The organism is Cellulomonas endometrii (assembly GCF_949769265.1).
Lineage (GTDB): Bacteria > Actinomycetota > Actinomycetes > Actinomycetales > Cellulomonadaceae > Cellulomonas > Cellulomonas endometrii.
Genome location: NZ_CATKPC010000023.1, coordinates 39,981 through 56,600 on the forward strand (window position 1 = coordinate 39,981; position 16,620 = coordinate 56,600).

Here is a 16,620-nt window from a genome sequence, read left to right on the forward strand (position 1 = left end):
CCCGCTACCCCTGCAGCTCGAGGACGCTCTGGCCGATGCGGATCTGCGCGCCGGGGCGCACCGCCACCGGGCCGGTCACCTTCTGGTCGTCCAGGAAGGTGCCGTTCGTGGAGCCCATGTCCTCGACCAGCCACTGGCCGCCCTCCTGGAACACGCGGGCGTGCCGCGAGGAGGAGTAGTCGTCGTCCAGGACCAGCGTGCACGACGGCGCGCGGCCGATCAGGACGGCCGACGCCCCCAGCGGCAGCGTCGTGCCGCGCAGCGGGCCCTCGGTCACGACCAGCCGGGTCGGACCGGCGCGACGGCCACGGCCCTTCTCCTGCGCGGGCGTCGGGACCCCTCCGGCGGGCGCGGGTGCCGGGGTCGCCGTCCGGCGGCGGTTCACGATGCGGGTCCCGTACAGGTCCCGGCGCAGCACACCGATCGCGGACAGCACGAAGGCCCACAGGAGCACGAGGTACCCCAGCCGCAGCAGGGTGACCGTCAGCTCACTCATGCGTGCCGTTCGTCGCGTCGCTCACTCGCCCGGTTCCTGTCCGTCGCCCTCGCCCGTCCAGAACATGATGCGGGTCCGGCCGATCGTGAGCGTGTTCCCGTCCAGGAGTGTCGCCGCCGGCACCTGGTGGCCCTCCACGAACAGGCCGTTCGTCGAGCCCAGGTCCGACGCGACGACGCCCTGCGGCGACACCCGGATCTCCAGGTGGCGGCGGGAGACGCCCGGGTCGTCGACCACGATGTCCGCCTCGGACCCGCGGCCGATGACCGTGACCGGGCCCGTCAGCAGGTAGCGCTGACCGTCGATGTCGATCAGCGGGTGCCGCGGGCTCGGGGCCGACGTCGTCGCGGGGGCGGCCGCACCGCGCACCGTCGCCGACTTCACCCGGAACCGGCCGGTCTCCAGGTCCTCGTACTCGTGGAACGCCACCGTCACCGGGCCGACGAACGCGTACCGCTGACCCGTCGCGTGCTCCGTGACGTTCGCCGCCAGCTCGTCCGCCAGCGCCTCCGCGCCCCACGCCTCGACCTGGTCGTAGTCGCCCGGGGACAGCTCCAGCGTGAACTCGTTCGGGACCACCGTCCGGTCGCGGCCCACGACGGCCGCACGGTCGTCGACCTCACGGCGCAGCGCGCTCGCCAGCTCGACGGGCTTCACCTCGCTGCGGAAGGCCTTGGCGAACGCGGTGTTCACCACGCGCTCCACACCGTGCTCGAAACGGTCCAGGATGCCCACGCCCACCACCTCCTCACCGCACGCGCAAACCGTCGGGCACGTTCGCTGCACCCGACATCCTGCGTAGATGGTAGCCACGCGGTAGGTCCGCCGCCCCGACCTGGGGACGGCGAGGCGGCGCGGACCTGGTGAAGCAGTCGCGCGCGGGGTGTGGTGGCGGGGGTCCGGGAGGGTCGGGCGGGTCTGGTCGGGTGGTCCGGCGCGACCGGGGTGGTCAGGCGGTGGTCAGGACCGACCTCCGAGTCGTGCTAATCTTCTGCGGCGCGCGAGTGGCGGAACGGCAGACGCGCTGGCTTCAGGTGCCAGTGTCCGAAAGGGCGTGGGGGTTCAAATCCCCCCTCGCGCACACAGACGAGAACCCCCGGTCGGAGATCATCCGACCGGGGGTTTCTTCGTCCTCGGGGTTGATCCGAGTCCGCCAGCACGCTGGAGTTCTGGTGCTGCCAGGAGGCGAGCTGGCGCGGACCTGGCGACCGGGAGTGGGCGATGACCGCGGCAGACGTTCGTCGGCCGGTGCTGACCTTCACGCTGCTCGCCGTCATGCGCGCCGTCCTGGTCGTCGCCTCCGCCGGCGACCACGCGCACACCCAGCCCAGCGCCACGTGGGCCCTGACCGCGCTGCCGTGACCTCACCCCGACGCGCCTCGACGGCACCCAGTCCGGCACGCCGCTACCTGTGGTGGCCGCTGCTGCTGTGCGCAGCATGGCTGGGCGCCGTCGCGGTCGGGGTGACGTGGCCGGCAGTCCTGCTGATGCTGCCGTGCGTCCTCACCGCCGCCCTCGTCGGGGTGCGTGGCCCGTTCCAGCGCAGCCCGCTGCCGCAGGCGCTCCGGGCGGCCACGGCGCTGGTGCCCATGATCGTCGTCGCCGCGCAGAACCCCTGGTACGACCGGTTCGGGCTCAACCAGGGCCAGCCCGGTGTCATCACACCCGCGGAGTTCTGGTCGCACGTCGCCCGAGCCGAGATCGTCGCGCTCATCGTCGTCGAGCTCGCCCTTCTCGCTCTCGCGCGGCGCATCGACGAGCGCGACCGCGGCTCGCGGAGAACTACGCCTGGGGGAACGTGACACCGGTGAGCTCTTCGGACACGGCCCACAGGCGCTGCTGGGCGGCCTGGTCGTACGAGGCGGGACTGGAGGTGACCACCCTCGGGTACCCCCGCACCTCGCCGCGGTTGCCGGGGCCGTAGTACTGCCCGCCGAGGACAGCCGGATCGGTGGCAGCGCGCAGGGTGGGCAGGGCGCCCATCGCGGCCGTCTGGGTGAGCAGCGGCGCGAGCCAGGTCACCGGCAGCCGGAGTGCGGCGGGGGTGTTGCGCGTGAGCTCGGTGTTGGACACACCGGGATGGGCGGCTACCGCGATCGTCGTGCTGTGCCGGGCGAGCCGACGCTGCAGCTCGTACGTGAACATCAGGTTGGCCAGCTTGGCCTGGCCGTAGGCGGCGACGCGGTCGTACGAGCGCTCCCAGTTCAGGTCGTCGAAGTGGATGCCGGCTCGGATGCGGTGCCCGGTGCTGCTCACCGTGACGACGCGGGAGCCGGGGACCGGCAGCAGCCGGTCGAGCAGCAGACCGGTCAAGGCGAAGTGGCCGAGGTGGTTGGTGCCGAGCTGCAGCTCGAAGCCGTCGGCGGTGGTGCGCCGGGGGGTGTACATCACGCCGGCGTTGTTGATCAGGAGGTCGATGCGCGGGTGGGCCGCGCGGAGATCTGCTGCGGCGGACCGGATCGACTCCAGGGACGTCAGGTCGAGCGCCTGGACGCTGACGTCACCGGTGATGCGTGCGGCCGCCTGCTTGCCCTTCTCGACGTCACGGACCGCGAGGACCACCGTCGCTCCTCGCTCGGCCAGCATCCGGGCCGTCTCGAAGCCGAGCCCGGTGTTGGCGCCGGTTACGACGGCCACCCGGCCCTGCTGGTCGGGGATGTGTTGCTGGGTCCAGTCGTGGCTCACGATTCGCTCCTAAAAGACCGCCGGTTTGATATTGTGAACGTAAGGGACCGACGGTCTGCTGTCAAGGAACCGGCGGTCCGATATCGTGGGTGGGTGACCTTCCAACGAGCGCGCAGCGAGGAGCAGAAGGAGATCCGCCGTCGGGCGATCCTCGACACGGCGGCGGCGATGCTCGACGAGATGCCCGTGGCCGAGGTGACCCTGAACGAGCTCAGCCGGCGGGTGGGCCTGGCCAAGTCGAACGTCCTGCGGTACTTCGAGTCGCGCGAGGCGGTCCTGCTCGAGCTGCTGGACGACTTCCTGGGGAGCTGGCTCGACGAGCTGGAGAGCGAGCTGGCAGCGGGTGTCGAGGCCAGCGCGGCGCCGGAGGTCCGAGCTGGCCAGCTCGCCGAGACGCTCAGCCGCTCGTTGGCGGGCCGGGTCGTGCTGTGCGACCTGTTCGGGGCGCAGGGTGGCGTCCTGGAGCACAACGTCTCGGTCGACGTGGTCAAGCGGCACAAGCGCTCGTCCCTGACCAGGCTCGCCACGATGACGGAGCTCGTGCGCCACCACGTGCCCGAGCTCGGTGAGGGCGCGCAGGTGTTCTGCCTGATGAGCCTCGTCTCGGCGGGCGCCCTGTCGTCCTACGTCCCGCCGCCGGCCAGCCTCGTCGCCGCCTACGCGGACGAGCCCGAGCTCGCGGCGCTGCACGTGGATCTGCGCGAGGGGCTCCGGTTGGCGTTCACGTCGGCGTTGCTGGGTGTGCTTCCGCGCGCCTGACCGCGCGGGTCGGTGCGCAGTTCTCGCGTTCCCGTCGAGCGGCGCGGCCGTAGGCGAGCGATGATCAGCAGGAGACCCTTGCTCGTACCCGAACCCGGGCATGGTCGCCGTCACAAGGGAGTGACCCTCATGAGCACCTCGGTCCCCAGCACCGGCCCCACGCCCGACGAGCAGTCGTCCGGCGCGCCACTGCCCGCCTCGTCCGGACACCCGACGAGCCCGGGGCCCAACCCGGACGACCTCGACGACGACCGCGACCCGGACGACACCCGCACCCACGGCGCGGCGACCGCCACTCCGACGGTGACGCCGACGAACCCCGGGCCGAACCCGGACGACCTCGACCAGTAGCACCGGGCCCGGGCGGCCGCTCGGCTGAAGTTCGGCGGGGGTCCCGCCGATGATCTGGGCATGCCGTCTCCCGATGACCTGCCGCGCTCACCCACGGGCAGGGTGCCGCAGTGGGTCGTCGACGAGGCCACCGGGGCGGCGGGCGTCGACACGGTCTGGCGACCCCCGGCCACCCCGGTCGAGGGCGGACGCGCGGGACGGCGACGTCGGCGCAGGCCCAGACCGGTGCTCGCGCTCCTCGTGCTGGCGGCCGTCGTGCTCGCGTGGTGGGCGACCGGTGGCGCGGACCGGCTCCGCGCGGTGGTCGACACCGGCATCGGTGCGGCACCCGCGGCCTCGGTGCCGCCGCCGTCCGCGGAGCTCCTGGCGATCGCCGACGAGGCCCACCTGTCCGAGGAGGGCCGCCGGCTGCTGTTCGCCGCCCGGCCGGCGTTCCTCGACGCGGCCGCGTTCGCGGGGCAGTGCGAGGACGGTCACGCCGCGGTCGAGGCCGACGGCAGGGTGGGGTGCTATCGGCCGGACGGCTCGATCGTCGTCTACGCGCCGCCCGACCCGCGCCTGCGCGGCTTCGTCGTCGAGACCACGGCGCACGAGGCGCTGCACGCGGCGTGGACGACCCTGAGCGCGCGGGAGCAGGAGGAGCTCGCTGGTCTGCTCGAGACCGCCATCACCGGAGTGCCCGCGGACGACGCGATCCACGAGCAGATCACCGGCTCCGTCGGTGAGCACCGGGAGAACCGGCCGACAGAGCTGTTCGCCTACGTCGGGACGCAGGTGTGGCGCGATGGCGGCCTCGGTGAGCCGCTGGAGGCGGTCTACGCGCGCTTCGTGACGGACCGCGCGGCCTTGGTCGCGGTGCACGAGGCGTTCGGCGCGTCGATGGCCCAGCTGACCGCGGCGATCGACGCGGGGTACCAGGCCGTCCTCGCCACCGAGACGACGACCGCGCACGACCGAGCCCAGTACGAGGCGGACGCACGCGCCGTGGCGTCCTACCGGCAGGCGTACGAGGAGAAGGTCGCTGAGGTCGCGGCCCTCCCGGAGCAGCAGCGATCAGGACTGCTGCTGTCGTGGACGTGGTGGGACGGCACCGACCTGCCCATGGCACCCGCGGCCGAGACGCTCGACGCCGCAGCCGACCTGCTCGCGCGGGACGACCGGGACCTGCCGGCCCGGCTCGCTGCCGTCGAGGCGGCCGAGGCGGCCAACGCCGCGGAGCGCGCCCGGGTCGACGCGCTCGTGGCGGACTACAACGCGCTGCAGGCGCAGCTCCAGCCGTGACGGCGCGCGAGGCGGCTCACCCCACCTGCCCCTCCGCGAACACCGTCACCACCGACGTAATACCCCGTCCCGCACGGCGGTCAGACCCGCGGGCACCGTAGCCGACGGTGTCAGGCCAGCATCCCCCGCCACACGACCTCGAACGCCGCCCGCAGCCGGGCCTGCGCGGCAGGGTCGTCGAACCGGTCGCCGCGGACGACGATCTGGTAGTAGACGGCCCCGGCGATCGCGTCGAAGCAGGCGGCGACGTCGAGGTCGGGGCGCAGGACGCCCCGGTCGATCCCGGACCGGAGGGCGGCCTCCAGCGGCACGCGCCGCCGCGAGACGTGCGACGTCCAGTACGCCTTCTGCAGCGCGCGGTCGGACATGACCAGCCGGATCCGCTGGCGGAACCGCGCCTCGGGGTACCCGACGGCGACGGAGCCGGCGGCCGACGTCGGGTCACCGAGGGTCGCGGCCATGACCGCCGCCTTCAGGTCGCCCTCGGTCGGCAGGTCCGGCGGGACGGTGCGTCCGACGTCGAGCGCGGCGGCGATCAGGGCGGTGAGGGAGGGCCAGCGGCGGTACAGCGCGGCCCGGCTGACGCCGCTGCGGGCGACGATCCGGGCGACCGTCACCTCCTGCTCCGCGTCGATGAGGCCGAGCGTCGCCTCGATGATCTGACTGTCGAGGTCCTCGTCGCGGGGCCGGCCGGGAGCGCGCCGCGGCACGCTCCCGGCCTGGGTGTCCGTCGTCATGCGGCGAGCGCCCGCGCCCTCAGCCGGGCGATCGTCTGGTCACCGAGGCCCGCGGCACGGAGCGGGGCCAGCGGGTCGCCGTGCCGGTCGCGGAGCCGGGTCAGCAGGATCCGCATCGAGACGTCCATGGACCCGTCGAGCAGTGCGGACGAGCTCGCGATGCCCGCCGGCAGGTCCAACGCGGCGAACATCGCGGCCATCAGGGGGCGGGAGCGCTCCATGACGGCGGCCATGTTCGGCCCGGTGCGGGCGTAGTCGGTGACGACGTCGTCGTCGGCGGCCCCGAGCGCCAGCAGCAGCGACGCGGCGAGCACGCCGGTGCGGTCGCGGCCGGCGGCGCAGTGGAAGGCCGTGGCGCCCGGGGTGTGGGCGATGACGTTGAGAGCGGTCACGAGCTGCGGCGCGGCGTCGTGGACCATCCGCACGTACATCTCCCCCATGCCCTCGTGGGTGAGCACGAGCGGGTCGCCCCCGACGGAGTCCCCGACGTGCGCGATCAGCGGCAGGTGGTGGTAGGCGACGGGGTGGTCAGCGAGCGGCCCGCGGCCGGTGACCCCGACCTCCGCGGGGGACCGCAGGTCGATGACGGCGGTCAGGCCGTCGCGGACCAGGTCGGCCGCGTCCTGCGGGGTGATGGTCGACAGGTCGTCGGCCCGGATCGCGAAGCCCCGGCGCACGACGCCGCCCGCGACCGGGATGCCGCCCAGGTCCCGCAGGTTCACCGGGGCGCTGAGGGCCAGGTCGATGCTGGTGGTGGTCACGTGATCCTCCTTCGGATCAGGGCGCTGCCCTGGTCGATCACCGTGACCAGCACGATGATGCAGATGATGATGGCGCTGAGGTGCCCGTAGTCGTACATGCGCATGGCGGTGGTCAGCTCCAGGCCGATGCCGCCGGCCCCGACGAGGCCGAGGATGGTCGCCCCGCGCACGTTGCCCTCGAAGAGCAGCAGCGTGTACGAGACGAGCAGCGGGGCCGCCTGCGGGAGCACGCCGTACTGGATGACCTGCCGCTGGGACGCCCCGACGGCATCCATCGCGACGATCGGCCCCCGGTCCACCGACTCCATGGCCTCGGCGAAGATCTTGCCGATCGAGCCGAGGGACCCGAGGGTCATCGCGAGGATGCCGGCGAACGGCCCGAGCCCCACGGCGGAGACGAACATCAGCGCGAACACGAGGTCGGGCACCGAGCGGATGATGTTCATGACCCAGCGGGCCGGGTAGTACAGCCACCGCGGGGCGATGTTCGACGCCGCCGCGAAGGCCACGAGCAGGGACAGGACGGCGCCGAGCACGGTGCCGACGACCGCCATCTGCAGGGTCTCGACCAGCAGCTCGACGATGACCCCGAGCTTCGCGAAGCTCGGCGGGAACAGGCGGGAGAGGAACTCCGCCATGTTGACGCCGCCCTCGCCGAGCTGGACGACGTTGAACTCCGCACCGCCCATCGACCAGATCAGCACGATCGCGGCGACCGGGATGCCGACGAGGAAGCGCGTCCGCGGGACGGAGAACGCCCGCTCCAGCCGGGCGCGCTCCGCCGGGGGCAGCGGGGGTGGTGTCGTCCGGCGGGCCGGGGCCTCAGAGGTCGTGGTCACGGTCGTCCTCCTCCTCGTCGTACAGCCCGGCGAGGGCGTCGGCGTCCAGCTGCGCGGCCGGCGCGGAGACGAGCACCCGGCCGTCCCGCAGGCCGACGACCCGGTCGCCGTGCTCCAGCGCCAGGTGCAGCACGTGCAGGCTGACCAGCACGGGGATGCCGTCCTCGGTCGCGATCTGCCGCAGCAGCCGCAGCACCGAGCCGGCCAGCTTCGGGTCCAGGGACGCCACCGGCTCGTCCGCGAGGATGATCGTCGGCTGCTGCATCAGCGCCCGGGCGATCGCGACGCGCTGCTGCTGACCTCCCGACAGGGACCGGGCGGGCTGTTTCGCCTTGTGCGCGATGCCGACGCGGTCGAGCAGCTCCATCGCCCGCACGCGGTCGGCGCTGGAGAAGCCGCCGACCAGGTTGACCGGCCCCGCGCCGTGCAGGGCACCGGTCAGGACGTTGGTGAGCACGCTGAGGCGCGGGATCAGGTGGAACTGCTGGAAGACCTGGCCGACGTCGGAGCGCAGCGTGCGCAGGCCCCCGCGCGGCAGGTTCGTGACGTCGTGGCCGGCGACGCGCACCGACCCGCGGGTGACCGGCGCGAACCCGGTGAGGCTCTTCATCAGGGTCGACTTGCCGGAGCCGGACGAGCCGAGCAGCGCGACCATCTCCCCGGGGAACAGCTCCAGGTCGACCCCGTCCAGCACGACGTGCTCGTCGTAGGCGACCCGCAGGTCCCGCACCGTGACGAGGGGCAGCACCGGCTGGACCTCCGTGACGGGCACCGCCGTGCCGGCCGTCGCGATGGTCACTCCAGGTCCTCGAGCTCGACGCCGGCGACCGCGGCGATCTCGGCGAACGACGCGAAGGCACTGGGCTCCGGGGCGATGACGACGTCCAGGCCGGTGAACGAGCTGTACGCGCCCAGGGCCTCCGCGTTCTCCTCGGAGAACACCCGCGGCAGCGCCTCCTCCAGCAGAGTGCGCGTCTCGTCGTCGAGCGACTGCCGGGCCAGGACCGTGCCCATGATGTCCATGGCGGGGCTCTCGCCGACCGCGCGCCACTCGCCGTCGGCGAACGGGAACATCGGGGCGCCCATCTGCGTGAGGACGACCGCGGTGCAGGCCGCGTCGACCTGGCCCTGCTGCAGGGCGGCGAAGCCGCCCTCGTGGCCGCCGGCGAAGATCGCCTCGTAGTCCTCGCCCTGCTCGAGACCGGCCTCGTGGAGCATGTAGACCGGCATGAAGTAGCCGGAGCTCGACGCCTGGTCGGCGAACGCCACCGTCTTCCCCTGCAGGTCCGCGACGGTCTGCACGGGCGAGTCGTCGAGGACCACGCACGTGGACACCGGGTCGTCGCTGCCCTCCCAGGCGAGGAGCGCGTCGACCTCACCGGTGTTGACGGCCAGGGCCGACGGGAACCCGCTCATGATGCCGATGTCGACGTGGTCCGCGCGGATGGCCTCGACGACGCTGAGGTAGTCGGGCACGTCGGTGACCTCGACCTCGCGACCGGTCTCCTGCTCGAGCAGCTCGACCAGGGCCTCGACGGGGTTGACCTGGGTGGGGTCGTCGGAGACGGGGAGCGTCGCGATCGTGATGGGCGCGTCGGAGGCGGGTGCCTCGTCGGCGGAGGCGGAGGCGGAGGGGGACGAGCACGCGGCGAGCGCGAGCGCGGTGATGCCGAGCATGCCCGTCGCGGGGAGCGAGTAGCGGCGCATCGGGGTGACCTTTCCGGGGTTCGGGGGGACGTTTCCGAGAACACCGGTACTTCAACCCGGTCAGGTGGCCGGGAATTACGAGACCGCCGTACTGCGAACGGAACGGTGGGTGAACACCTCGGGCCTGCCCCTGGTAGGCCTTTCGGCCCAGGTCGCGCCGAGCACCAGATCTAGTGTTGCACCGGTGTAGTTCGCACTACATGTAGTGCACGGATCAACGGGGAGCGGTGGCAGTGACGACGATCGAGCTGGACGGCACGGAGCAGGCGGACACGGCCCCGGAGCTGCGGGAGAGCCCCACGGGCCTGCTGGTGCGCAAGCGCGACGGCCGGACGCTCCCGTTCGACTCCTCCCGCATCCGCGCGGCCCTCGCGAAGGCGTTCGTCGAGGTGCACGGCGAGGTCACCCCGCTGCACGAGCTGTCGCTGACCGACCTCGAGGCCCGCATCACGGGCGAGCTCGCCGCGCGGTTCACCGGCGAGGTGAAGATCTACGAGATCCAGAACGTCGTCGAGCACACGCTGCTGGAGTCCCACGAGTACGAGGTGGCCCGCGCGTACATCGACTACCGCGTGCAGCGGGACCTGACCCGGAGCAAGGCCCTCGACATCAACCACTCGATCGGCCAGCTCATCGGCAAGGAGCAGGCGGTCGTCAACGAGAACGCCAACAAGGACAGCGACGTCTTCAACACCCAGCGCGACCTGACGGCCGGCGCGGTGAGCAAGTCGATCGGGCTGCGGATGCTGCCCGCCCACGTCGCGAACGCGCACGCCAAGGGCGACATCCACTACCACGACCTCGACTACCACCCCTACGCGCCGATGACGAACTGCTGCCTCATCGACTTCCGGACGATGCTGAGCGAGGGCTTCCGGATCGGCAACGCGCAGGTGGACCCGCCGCGGTCGATCCAGACCGCGACCGCGCAGATCTCGCAGATCATCGCGAACGTGTCGTCCAGCCAGTACGGCGGCTGCTCGGTCAACCGGATCGACGAGCTGCTCGCCCCGTACGCCGAGCGGAACTTCGCGAAGCACCTCGCGGACGCCGAGCGCTGGATCAGCGAGGCCGACCGCCGGCGCGCGTACGCGGAGGAGAAGACCCGCAAGGACATCTACGACGCGATGCAGTCGCTCGAGTACGAGATCAACACCCTGTTCACGTCCAACGGGCAGACGCCGTTCACGTCGGTGGGCTTCGGGCTGGGGGAGGGCTGGTTCGAGCGGGAGATCCAGCGCGCGATCCTGCAGATCCGCATCGGCGGGCTCGGCAAGGAGCGGCGGACCGCGATCTTCCCGAAGCTCATCTTCACGCTGAAGCGCGGGCTGAACCTCGCGGCGGACGACCCGAACTACGACATCAAGCAGCTGGCCGTCGAGTGCGCGACGAAGCGCATGTACCCGGACGTCCTGAGCTACGACAAGATCGTCGAGATCACGGGCTCGTTCAAGGTGCCGATGGGGTGCCGCTCGTTCCTGCAGGGGTGGGCGGACGAGGACGGCCGGGACGTGGTCGAGGGCCGGATGAACCTGGGCGTCGTCACGCTCAACGTGCCCCGCATCGCGCTGGAGACCCGCGGGGACCTCGACGCGTTCTGGGCGCTGCTGGACGAGCGGCTCGAGACCGTGCACGACGCGATGCTGTACCGCGTCGAGCGGTGCAAGGAGGCCGTGCCGGCCAACGCCCCGATCCTCTACGTGCACGGGGCGTTCGGCCGCCGGCTCGCCCCCGGGGACGACGTCGACGCCCTGTTCCGGGACGGCCGCGCCACGGTGTCGCTCGGGTACATCGGCCTGTACGAGGCCGCGGCTGCGTTCTACGGCGGCGCGTGGGAGTCGGACCCGGAGGCCAAGGAGTTCACGCTCCGCGTCCTGCGCACCCTGTCCACGCGGGCCCGCGAGTGGACCGCCCGGCACGGGTACCAGTTCAGCGTCTACTCCACGCCGAGCGAGTCGCTCACGGACCGGTTCTGCCGGCTCGACAAGAAGAAGTTCGGCTCGGTGCCCGACATCACCGACAAGGACTACTACACGAACAGCTTCCACTACGACGTGCGCAAGGCGCCGACCCCGTTCGAGAAGCTCGACTTCGAGCAGGACTACGCGCCCCTGACGTCCGGCGGGTTCATCCACTACTGCGAGTACCCCGTGCTGCAGCAGAACCCCAAGGCGCTGGAGGCGGTGTGGGACTACGCCTACGACCGGGTCGGCTACCTGGGGACCAACACCCCGATCGACCGCTGCCTGGAGTGCGGGTTCTCCGGTGACTTCACGCCGACGGAGCGCGGGTTCGCGTGCCCGGGCTGCGGCAACACCGACCCGCGCACCTGCGACGTCGTGAAGCGCACGTGCGGCTACCTGGGCAACCCGCAGCAGCGGCCGATGGTGCACGGGCGGCACGTCGAGATCTCGTCCCGCGTGAAGCACCTCGCGGGCAGCACCGGCGCGATGCCCGGCGGTGAGGCGCCCGCAGGCGACGCGCCCGCCGCCGGCTGACGCCGTGGCGCGGGACCCGCGGCCGGGCCAGTGGCGCGCCGCCGCCCTGAGCCAGGACCACGTCGCCGACTACAAGCCGTTCGTCATGGTCGACGGCGAGGGCGTCCGGTGCAGCCTGTACGTCAGCGGCTGCCCGTTCGCCTGCGCCGGCTGCTTCAACGAGGCGGCGTGGTCGTTCCGGTACGGCCGGCCGTTCGACGACGACCTCGGCGACCGGATCGCCGCGGACCTCGCGCACGAGGCCGTCCAGGGCCTGTCGCTGCTGGGCGGCGAGCCGTTCCTCACCACAGGCGTGTGCCTGCGGGTGGTGCGCCGGCTGCGCGCGGAGCACGGCCGCGGCAAGGACGTGTGGTGCTGGACGGGCTACACGTTCGAGGAGCTGCTGGCCGAGGCCGACGCCGGGCAGGAGGACAAGCGGGAGCTGCTCGCCGAGCTCGACGTGCTGGTCGACGGCCGGTTCGAGCTCGCCGAGCGGGACCTGACACTGGCGTTCCGCGGCAGCCGGAACCAGCGGGTGCTCGACGTGCCGCGGTCGCTGGCCGCCGGGCGCGCGGTGCCGTGGGCCGGGGCGCGCGACGCGGACGCCGCGGCCGAGCAGGTCGACCGCCGCGCGCTGATCTGACCTGGGGCTCCACCCGGGCGCCATCCCGCGCGCGTGAGCCGGTCCGGTGCCACGCTCGCCCCATGACCGGACACATGCAGAACGCCGCGTCCCGCGCCGGGGACCACCCGCTCCTCGAGAAGGGGGCCCGGCTCGGCTACGCGGCGAGCGGTGTCCTGCACCTGCTGCTCGCCTGGGTGACCGTCCAGCTCGCGTGGACGTCGGGCGGGGAGCAGGCCGACCAGCAGGGCGCGCTCGCGCAGCTCGCCGGGAACGGGCTCGGCAAGGCGCTGCTGTGGGTGCTGGTCGTGGGGTTCGTGCTGCTGACGCTCTGGCAGGTCACGGAGGCCGTCGCGTGGGGCGAGGCCTCCGACCGCGCGAAGGCCGCCGGCAAGGCGGTGGTGTACGCGGTGCTGGCCTGGACGACCGTGTCGGTGCTGACCAGCGGCTCGGGCGGCGGCTCCGGCGGGTCCGGGGGCCAGACCGCCGGGCTCATGTCCTCGGGGGCCGGCCGGGTGCTGGTCGGGCTCGTCGGCGTGGGTGTCGTCGTGGTCGGCGGCTACCACGTGGTGAAGGGCTGGACGGAGAAGTTCCTGGGGGACCTCGAGAGCAGCCCCGCGCCGTGGGTCCGCACCGCCGGCCGGGTCGGCTACATCGGCAAGGGCGCGGCGCTCGCGGTCGTCGGGGTGCTGCTGGTGGTCGCCGCGGTGCAGAGCGACCCGGAGAAGGCGCAGGGGCTCGACGGGGCCCTGCACGCGCTCGCGGACCTGCCGTTCGGCGCGGTGCTCCTGACCCTCGTGGCGCTCGGGTTCGCGGCGTACGGGGTGTACGCGTTCGGCCGGGCCCGGCACGCGAAGGTCTGAGCGGGCCCCTTGTCCTGGCCCCTTCTCCCCGCCCCGCCGCGGGGCTAGCGTCGGGCCATGGGACAGGTCATCGCGTCGGCGACGATGTCGCTGGACGGCTTCATCGCCCGGCAGGACCACGGCATCGACGAGCTGTTCGCCTGGTACGAGAACGGCGACGTGGTGGTCGAGAACCACGGCGACCTTCCCCCGTTCCGTCTGACCCCGGCGAGCGCGGAGTACTGGCTGGCCTGGCGGGCGTCCCTCGGGGCGCTGGTCGTCGGCCGAGAGCTGTTCGACCTCACGGACGGCTGGGGCGGCGCGCACCCGCTCGGGGTGCCGTTCGTGGTCCTGACGCACCGGCCCGTCGCGGCGTCCGCGGCGCTCGGCTCACCGGACCTCGTCGTGATGCACGAGGGGATCGGCGAGGCGGTCGCCGCGGCGCAGGAGATCGCGGGGGACGCCGTGGTGGGCGTGGCGGCGGGGACCATCGCGACGCAGGCGCTGCACGCGGGCCTGCTCGACGCCGTGAACGTCGACCTGGTGCCGGTGGTGCTCGGGTCGGGCCGCCGCTACTTCACCGGCGACGCGGGCTGGCCCGCGGTGCTCGGCGACCCGACGTCGGTCGTGCGGGGCCGGCACGTCACCCACCTGTCGTTCCCGGTCCTGCGCTGACGGGTTCCGCGCTGACGGGCTCCGGCGCGCCCGGCCGCACGCGGTGGTGCAGGTGCGCGACCCCGTTCCCGAACCGCCGGACGCCGAGCAGCTCCAGGTCGAGCCGCACGCCGCGCGGCAGCGCCCGGGTCCCGCCCCCGACCAGCACCGGGGACACGAACAGGTGCACCTCGCCGACCAGCCCGGCGCGGAACGCGTGCGCCGACAGGTGCGCCCCGCCGACCAGCACGTCGTGCGGGGAGCTCGCGAGCAGCCGCCGCACCGCCTCCGGGTCGAACGTCGGCTCGACCTGGGTGCGGGTGCTGCGCGGCTCCGCGAGCGTCGTCGAGTACACGACCTTGTGCGCCGCGCGCCAGAGCTGGGCGAAGTCCTGCACGGCCGGCGACTGGTCGGCCGTCGGCATCGTCTCCCACGCGACCATGACGTCGTACAGGCGCCGCCCGTAGAGGTACGTGCCGACGCCGCGGTGCAGGTCGTTGACCGCCTGGTGCACCTCCTCGTCCGGGACGCTCCAGTCGAACCGGCCCGACCGGTCGGCGACGAAGCTGTCGAGGGACGTGATCGCGGAGTACACGAGCGTGGCCATGCCGACCCCCCCGGTGCGTCCCCGCGACGGCGCGGGGGCTCTGCGGACAGCACAGCACAACGGGCCACGCGGGGCCACGCGCGCGCCCTAGAGTCGTCGCGTGAGCCTCGACGACGCGACCCCCGGCCTGCCCGACATCGGCGTGATCCTGCCCCGTGACCTGCCCGTGGACCAGGTGCTGCCCTACGCGCGGCGCGCGGACGAGCTCGGCTTCGCGGAGCTCTGGGTCGTGGAGGACCTCGGGTTCCGCGGCGGGATGGCGCAGGCCGCCGCGGCGCTCGCGGTGACGGAGCGGATCCGCGTCGGGGTGGGGATCCTGCCCGTCGGCGCCCGGAACGTCGCGTTCGCCGCGATGGAGGCCGCGACCGTCGCCGAGCTGTTCCCCGGCCGGCTGCACCTGGGTATCGGGCACGGGATGCCGGACTGGATGCGGCAGGTCGGTGCGTGGCCGGCGAGCCCGCTCACCGCGTTCGAGGAGTACGTGACGGCGCTGCGGGCGCTGCTGCGCGGCGAGGAGGTCACCGTCGACGGCCGGTACGTGCAGCTGGACCGCGTCCGGCTGGAGAGCCCGCCGGCGGTGGTGCCGCCCGTGCTGGCCGGGGTGCGGGGGCCGAAGTCGCTGGCCGTCGCCGGCCGGTGCGCGGACGGCACGGTGCTCGCCGAGCCCGTCGGGCCCGAGTACGTCCGCGCGGCGCGCGGGCACATCGGCGACGCGCCGGGCCACCGCGTGGTCGGCTACGAGGTCGCCGCCGTCGCCGCCGACCCCGCCGCGGCACGCGCCGCCGTCCGGCCCCTGCTCGGCTGGATGGGCCAGCCGTCGTGGGCCCCGCACGTCGACCCGCTGTCGTTCGGCGCGGAGCTCCGCGCGCTGAGCGAGCGCCACCCCGACCCCGACGCGTTCGCCGCCGAGCTGCCCGAGGCCTGGATCGACGAGCTGGCCGTGGTCGGCACGCCCGAGCAGGCGCGGGCGCGGATCGCGGCGATCGGCGCGGCCGGGGCGGACGCGGTGGCGCTCGCCCCGGCCGGACCGGACCGGCTCGCAGCCCTGGAGGCGCTCGCCGGGGTGCTCTGAACCCCGGCCGGGACCAGGGCGGGGACCCGGGTCAGGAGGGGCGCGCGACCAGGGCGACGAACTGGGTGCTGCGCTCCTGCAGCCCCGCGATGCGCCGGGCGACCACGCCGGCGGCGTCGTTCCCCGCCTCGGCGATGGTCGGGCGGCGGCGGGCGTTCGCGGAGCACGCGAAGTCCGTGCAGATCAGCGTGCCCGCGGTGTCGCCGTTCCGGCCGGCGGCGCCGGCCCGCTTCGCGACGAAGAGGGCGACCTCGTTGGTCGCGACGACGTCCTCGCACCACGCGCACACGGCGTTGCGCTTGGTGCCGCCGTCCGCCGCGCGGAGCACGATGCCGACGAGGCGGTCGTCCAGCCAGGTGACGACGTACGAGCGGCGGGGGTTCTTGGGGTCGGCCCACCCCAGGTAGTCGAGGCGGTCCCAGTCCGTCGCGGCGAGGCCGGCGGGGAGGGTGGCCTGGGCCGCCTCGCGGCGGGAGCAGTTGACGAAGGACGCGCGGATCTGGGCATCGGTGACGGGACGCATGGCAGGGCTCGCTCTCGGATCAGGTCGCCGCGGTGCGCGTCGAGCGCGCGGGGGTGCGGCAGGGGGGGCGGGCTCCCCTGCCGCGACGTAGAGCACGTCGACGCCGTCGAGGGCCGCGGCCACCGTCCGGGCGTCCGCCCCGGTGAGGCGGATGTCGACGACCGCGTGGCCGAGCGCGGCGACGCGCTCGCGCTCCGCGACCGCCCA

General features: G+C 73.4%; 20 protein-coding genes and 1 tRNA gene. 11 read left to right on the top strand and 10 right to left on the bottom strand.

What is annotated here, in order from left to right; translation table 11 throughout:
• Positions 1-4 precede the first annotated feature (4 nt).
• Both QNH85_RS18025 and QNH85_RS18030 read right to left on the bottom strand, forming a co-directional pair.
• Positions 5-496 carry an FHA domain-containing protein FhaB/FipA gene (locus tag QNH85_RS18025; RefSeq protein ID WP_213284384.1) on the bottom strand — a complete coding sequence of 164 codons (492 nt, stop codon included), beginning with the start codon at positions 494-496 and terminating at the stop codon, positions 5-7.
• A 21-nt stretch (positions 497-517) separates the two neighbouring features.
• Positions 518-1,231: an FHA domain-containing protein gene (locus QNH85_RS18030; RefSeq protein WP_213284385.1), complete on the bottom strand. Its 714-nt coding sequence runs from the start codon at positions 1,229-1,231 to the stop codon at positions 518-520.
• Positions 1,232-1,494: 263 nt separating this feature from the next.
• Here QNH85_RS18030 and QNH85_RS18035 point away from each other — a divergent pair.
• The 3 genes from QNH85_RS18035 to QNH85_RS18045 all read left to right on the top strand — a co-directional run bounded on the left by QNH85_RS18035 (position 1,495) and on the right by QNH85_RS18045 (position 2,298).
• Positions 1,495-1,577, top strand: a tRNA-Leu gene (locus QNH85_RS18035).
• 140 nt (positions 1,578-1,717) lie between these two features.
• Complete coding sequence (locus QNH85_RS18040) at positions 1,718-1,858, top strand: hypothetical protein (protein ID WP_282948633.1); 141 nt, start codon at positions 1,718-1,720, stop codon at positions 1,856-1,858.
• Positions 1,855-2,298, top strand: coding sequence for a hypothetical protein (locus tag QNH85_RS18045; protein WP_282948634.1), 444 nt, complete (start codon positions 1,855-1,857; stop codon positions 2,296-2,298). The genes QNH85_RS18040 and QNH85_RS18045 overlap by 4 nt, the downstream gene beginning before the upstream one ends.
• Here the strand turns inward: QNH85_RS18045 and QNH85_RS18050 are convergent.
• Positions 2,279-3,181: an SDR family NAD(P)-dependent oxidoreductase gene (locus tag QNH85_RS18050; protein ID WP_282948636.1), complete on the bottom strand. Its 903-nt coding sequence runs from the start codon at positions 3,179-3,181 to the stop codon at positions 2,279-2,281. The genes QNH85_RS18045 and QNH85_RS18050 overlap by 20 nt on opposite strands.
• A gap of 93 nt (positions 3,182-3,274) precedes the next feature.
• Here QNH85_RS18050 and QNH85_RS18055 point away from each other — a divergent pair, with 93 nt between their 5' ends.
• From QNH85_RS18055 to QNH85_RS18065, 3 genes are all read left to right on the top strand, one after another.
• The gene (locus QNH85_RS18055; protein ID WP_282948638.1) at positions 3,275-3,940 is read left to right on the top strand and encodes a TetR/AcrR family transcriptional regulator; all 666 of its coding nucleotides are present in this window, start codon (positions 3,275-3,277) and stop codon (positions 3,938-3,940) included.
• A gap of 129 nt (positions 3,941-4,069) precedes the next feature.
• Positions 4,070-4,291 carry a hypothetical protein gene (locus QNH85_RS18060; protein WP_282948640.1) on the top strand — a complete coding sequence of 74 codons (222 nt, stop codon included), beginning with the start codon at positions 4,070-4,072 and terminating at the stop codon, positions 4,289-4,291.
• Positions 4,292-4,351: 60 nt separating this feature from the next.
• Positions 4,352-5,572 carry a hypothetical protein gene (locus QNH85_RS18065; protein ID WP_282948642.1) on the top strand — a complete coding sequence of 407 codons (1,221 nt, stop codon included), beginning with the start codon at positions 4,352-4,354 and terminating at the stop codon, positions 5,570-5,572.
• Positions 5,573-5,682: 110 nt separating this feature from the next.
• On the opposite strand, the gene QNH85_RS18070 is transcribed toward QNH85_RS18065, so the two are convergent.
• The 5 genes from QNH85_RS18070 to phnD are packed head-to-tail and all read right to left on the bottom strand — an operon-like array spanning position 5,683 to position 9,616.
• Positions 5,683-6,309: a TetR/AcrR family transcriptional regulator gene (locus QNH85_RS18070; RefSeq protein WP_282948643.1), complete on the bottom strand. Its 627-nt coding sequence runs from the start codon at positions 6,307-6,309 to the stop codon at positions 5,683-5,685.
• On the bottom strand, positions 6,306-7,070 hold the full coding sequence (locus tag QNH85_RS18075) for a tyrosine-protein phosphatase (RefSeq protein WP_282948645.1): 765 nt from the start codon (positions 7,068-7,070) through the stop codon (positions 6,306-6,308). The genes QNH85_RS18070 and QNH85_RS18075 overlap by 4 nt, the downstream gene beginning before the upstream one ends.
• The gene (gene phnE / locus QNH85_RS18080) at positions 7,067-7,909 is read right to left on the bottom strand and encodes a phosphonate ABC transporter, permease protein PhnE (protein ID WP_282948647.1); all 843 of its coding nucleotides are present in this window, start codon (positions 7,907-7,909) and stop codon (positions 7,067-7,069) included. Before phnE ends, QNH85_RS18075 begins: the two co-directional genes overlap by 4 nt.
• Positions 7,893-8,708 carry a phosphonate ABC transporter ATP-binding protein gene (locus QNH85_RS18085; protein ID WP_282948649.1) on the bottom strand — a complete coding sequence of 272 codons (816 nt, stop codon included), beginning with the start codon at positions 8,706-8,708 and terminating at the stop codon, positions 7,893-7,895. The genes phnE and QNH85_RS18085 overlap by 17 nt, the downstream gene beginning before the upstream one ends.
• Positions 8,705-9,616, bottom strand: coding sequence for a phosphate/phosphite/phosphonate ABC transporter substrate-binding protein (gene phnD / locus QNH85_RS18090; protein ID WP_282948650.1), 912 nt, complete (start codon positions 9,614-9,616; stop codon positions 8,705-8,707). The genes QNH85_RS18085 and phnD overlap by 4 nt, the downstream gene beginning before the upstream one ends.
• A gap of 233 nt (positions 9,617-9,849) precedes the next feature.
• Here phnD and nrdD point away from each other — a divergent pair, with 233 nt between their 5' ends.
• The 4 genes from nrdD (at position 9,850) to QNH85_RS18110 (ending at position 14,232) form a co-directional block, all read left to right on the top strand.
• The gene (gene nrdD / locus QNH85_RS18095) at positions 9,850-12,114 is read left to right on the top strand and encodes an anaerobic ribonucleoside-triphosphate reductase (protein ID WP_282948652.1); all 2,265 of its coding nucleotides are present in this window, start codon (positions 9,850-9,852) and stop codon (positions 12,112-12,114) included.
• 4 nt (positions 12,115-12,118) lie between these two features.
• Positions 12,119-12,736, top strand: a complete 618-nt coding sequence (gene nrdG / locus QNH85_RS18100) for an anaerobic ribonucleoside-triphosphate reductase activating protein (protein WP_282948654.1) — start codon at positions 12,119-12,121, stop codon at positions 12,734-12,736.
• 62 nt (positions 12,737-12,798) lie between these two features.
• A complete protein-coding gene (locus tag QNH85_RS18105; protein WP_282948656.1) occupies positions 12,799-13,578 on the top strand; it encodes a DUF1206 domain-containing protein in 780 nt (259 codons plus the stop codon).
• A 57-nt stretch (positions 13,579-13,635) separates the two neighbouring features.
• Complete coding sequence (locus tag QNH85_RS18110) at positions 13,636-14,232, top strand: dihydrofolate reductase family protein (protein WP_282948658.1); 597 nt, start codon at positions 13,636-13,638, stop codon at positions 14,230-14,232.
• On the opposite strand, the gene QNH85_RS18115 is transcribed toward QNH85_RS18110, so the two are convergent.
• Entirely contained in the window at positions 14,201-14,818 is a 618-nt protein-coding gene (locus QNH85_RS18115; protein WP_282948660.1) for a dihydrofolate reductase family protein, read from the bottom strand. The two genes, QNH85_RS18110 and QNH85_RS18115, sit on opposite strands and share 32 nt — an antisense overlap.
• A 100-nt stretch (positions 14,819-14,918) precedes the next feature.
• Here QNH85_RS18115 and QNH85_RS18120 point away from each other — a divergent pair, with 100 nt between their 5' ends.
• The gene (locus QNH85_RS18120) at positions 14,919-15,890 is read left to right on the top strand and encodes an LLM class flavin-dependent oxidoreductase (protein WP_282948662.1); all 972 of its coding nucleotides are present in this window, start codon (positions 14,919-14,921) and stop codon (positions 15,888-15,890) included.
• Between the two features lie 31 nt (positions 15,891-15,921).
• Here the strand turns inward: QNH85_RS18120 and QNH85_RS18125 are convergent.
• The coding region (locus tag QNH85_RS18125; RefSeq protein WP_346016342.1) for an FBP domain-containing protein at positions 15,922-16,620 on the bottom strand (699 nt) is incomplete at its 5' end.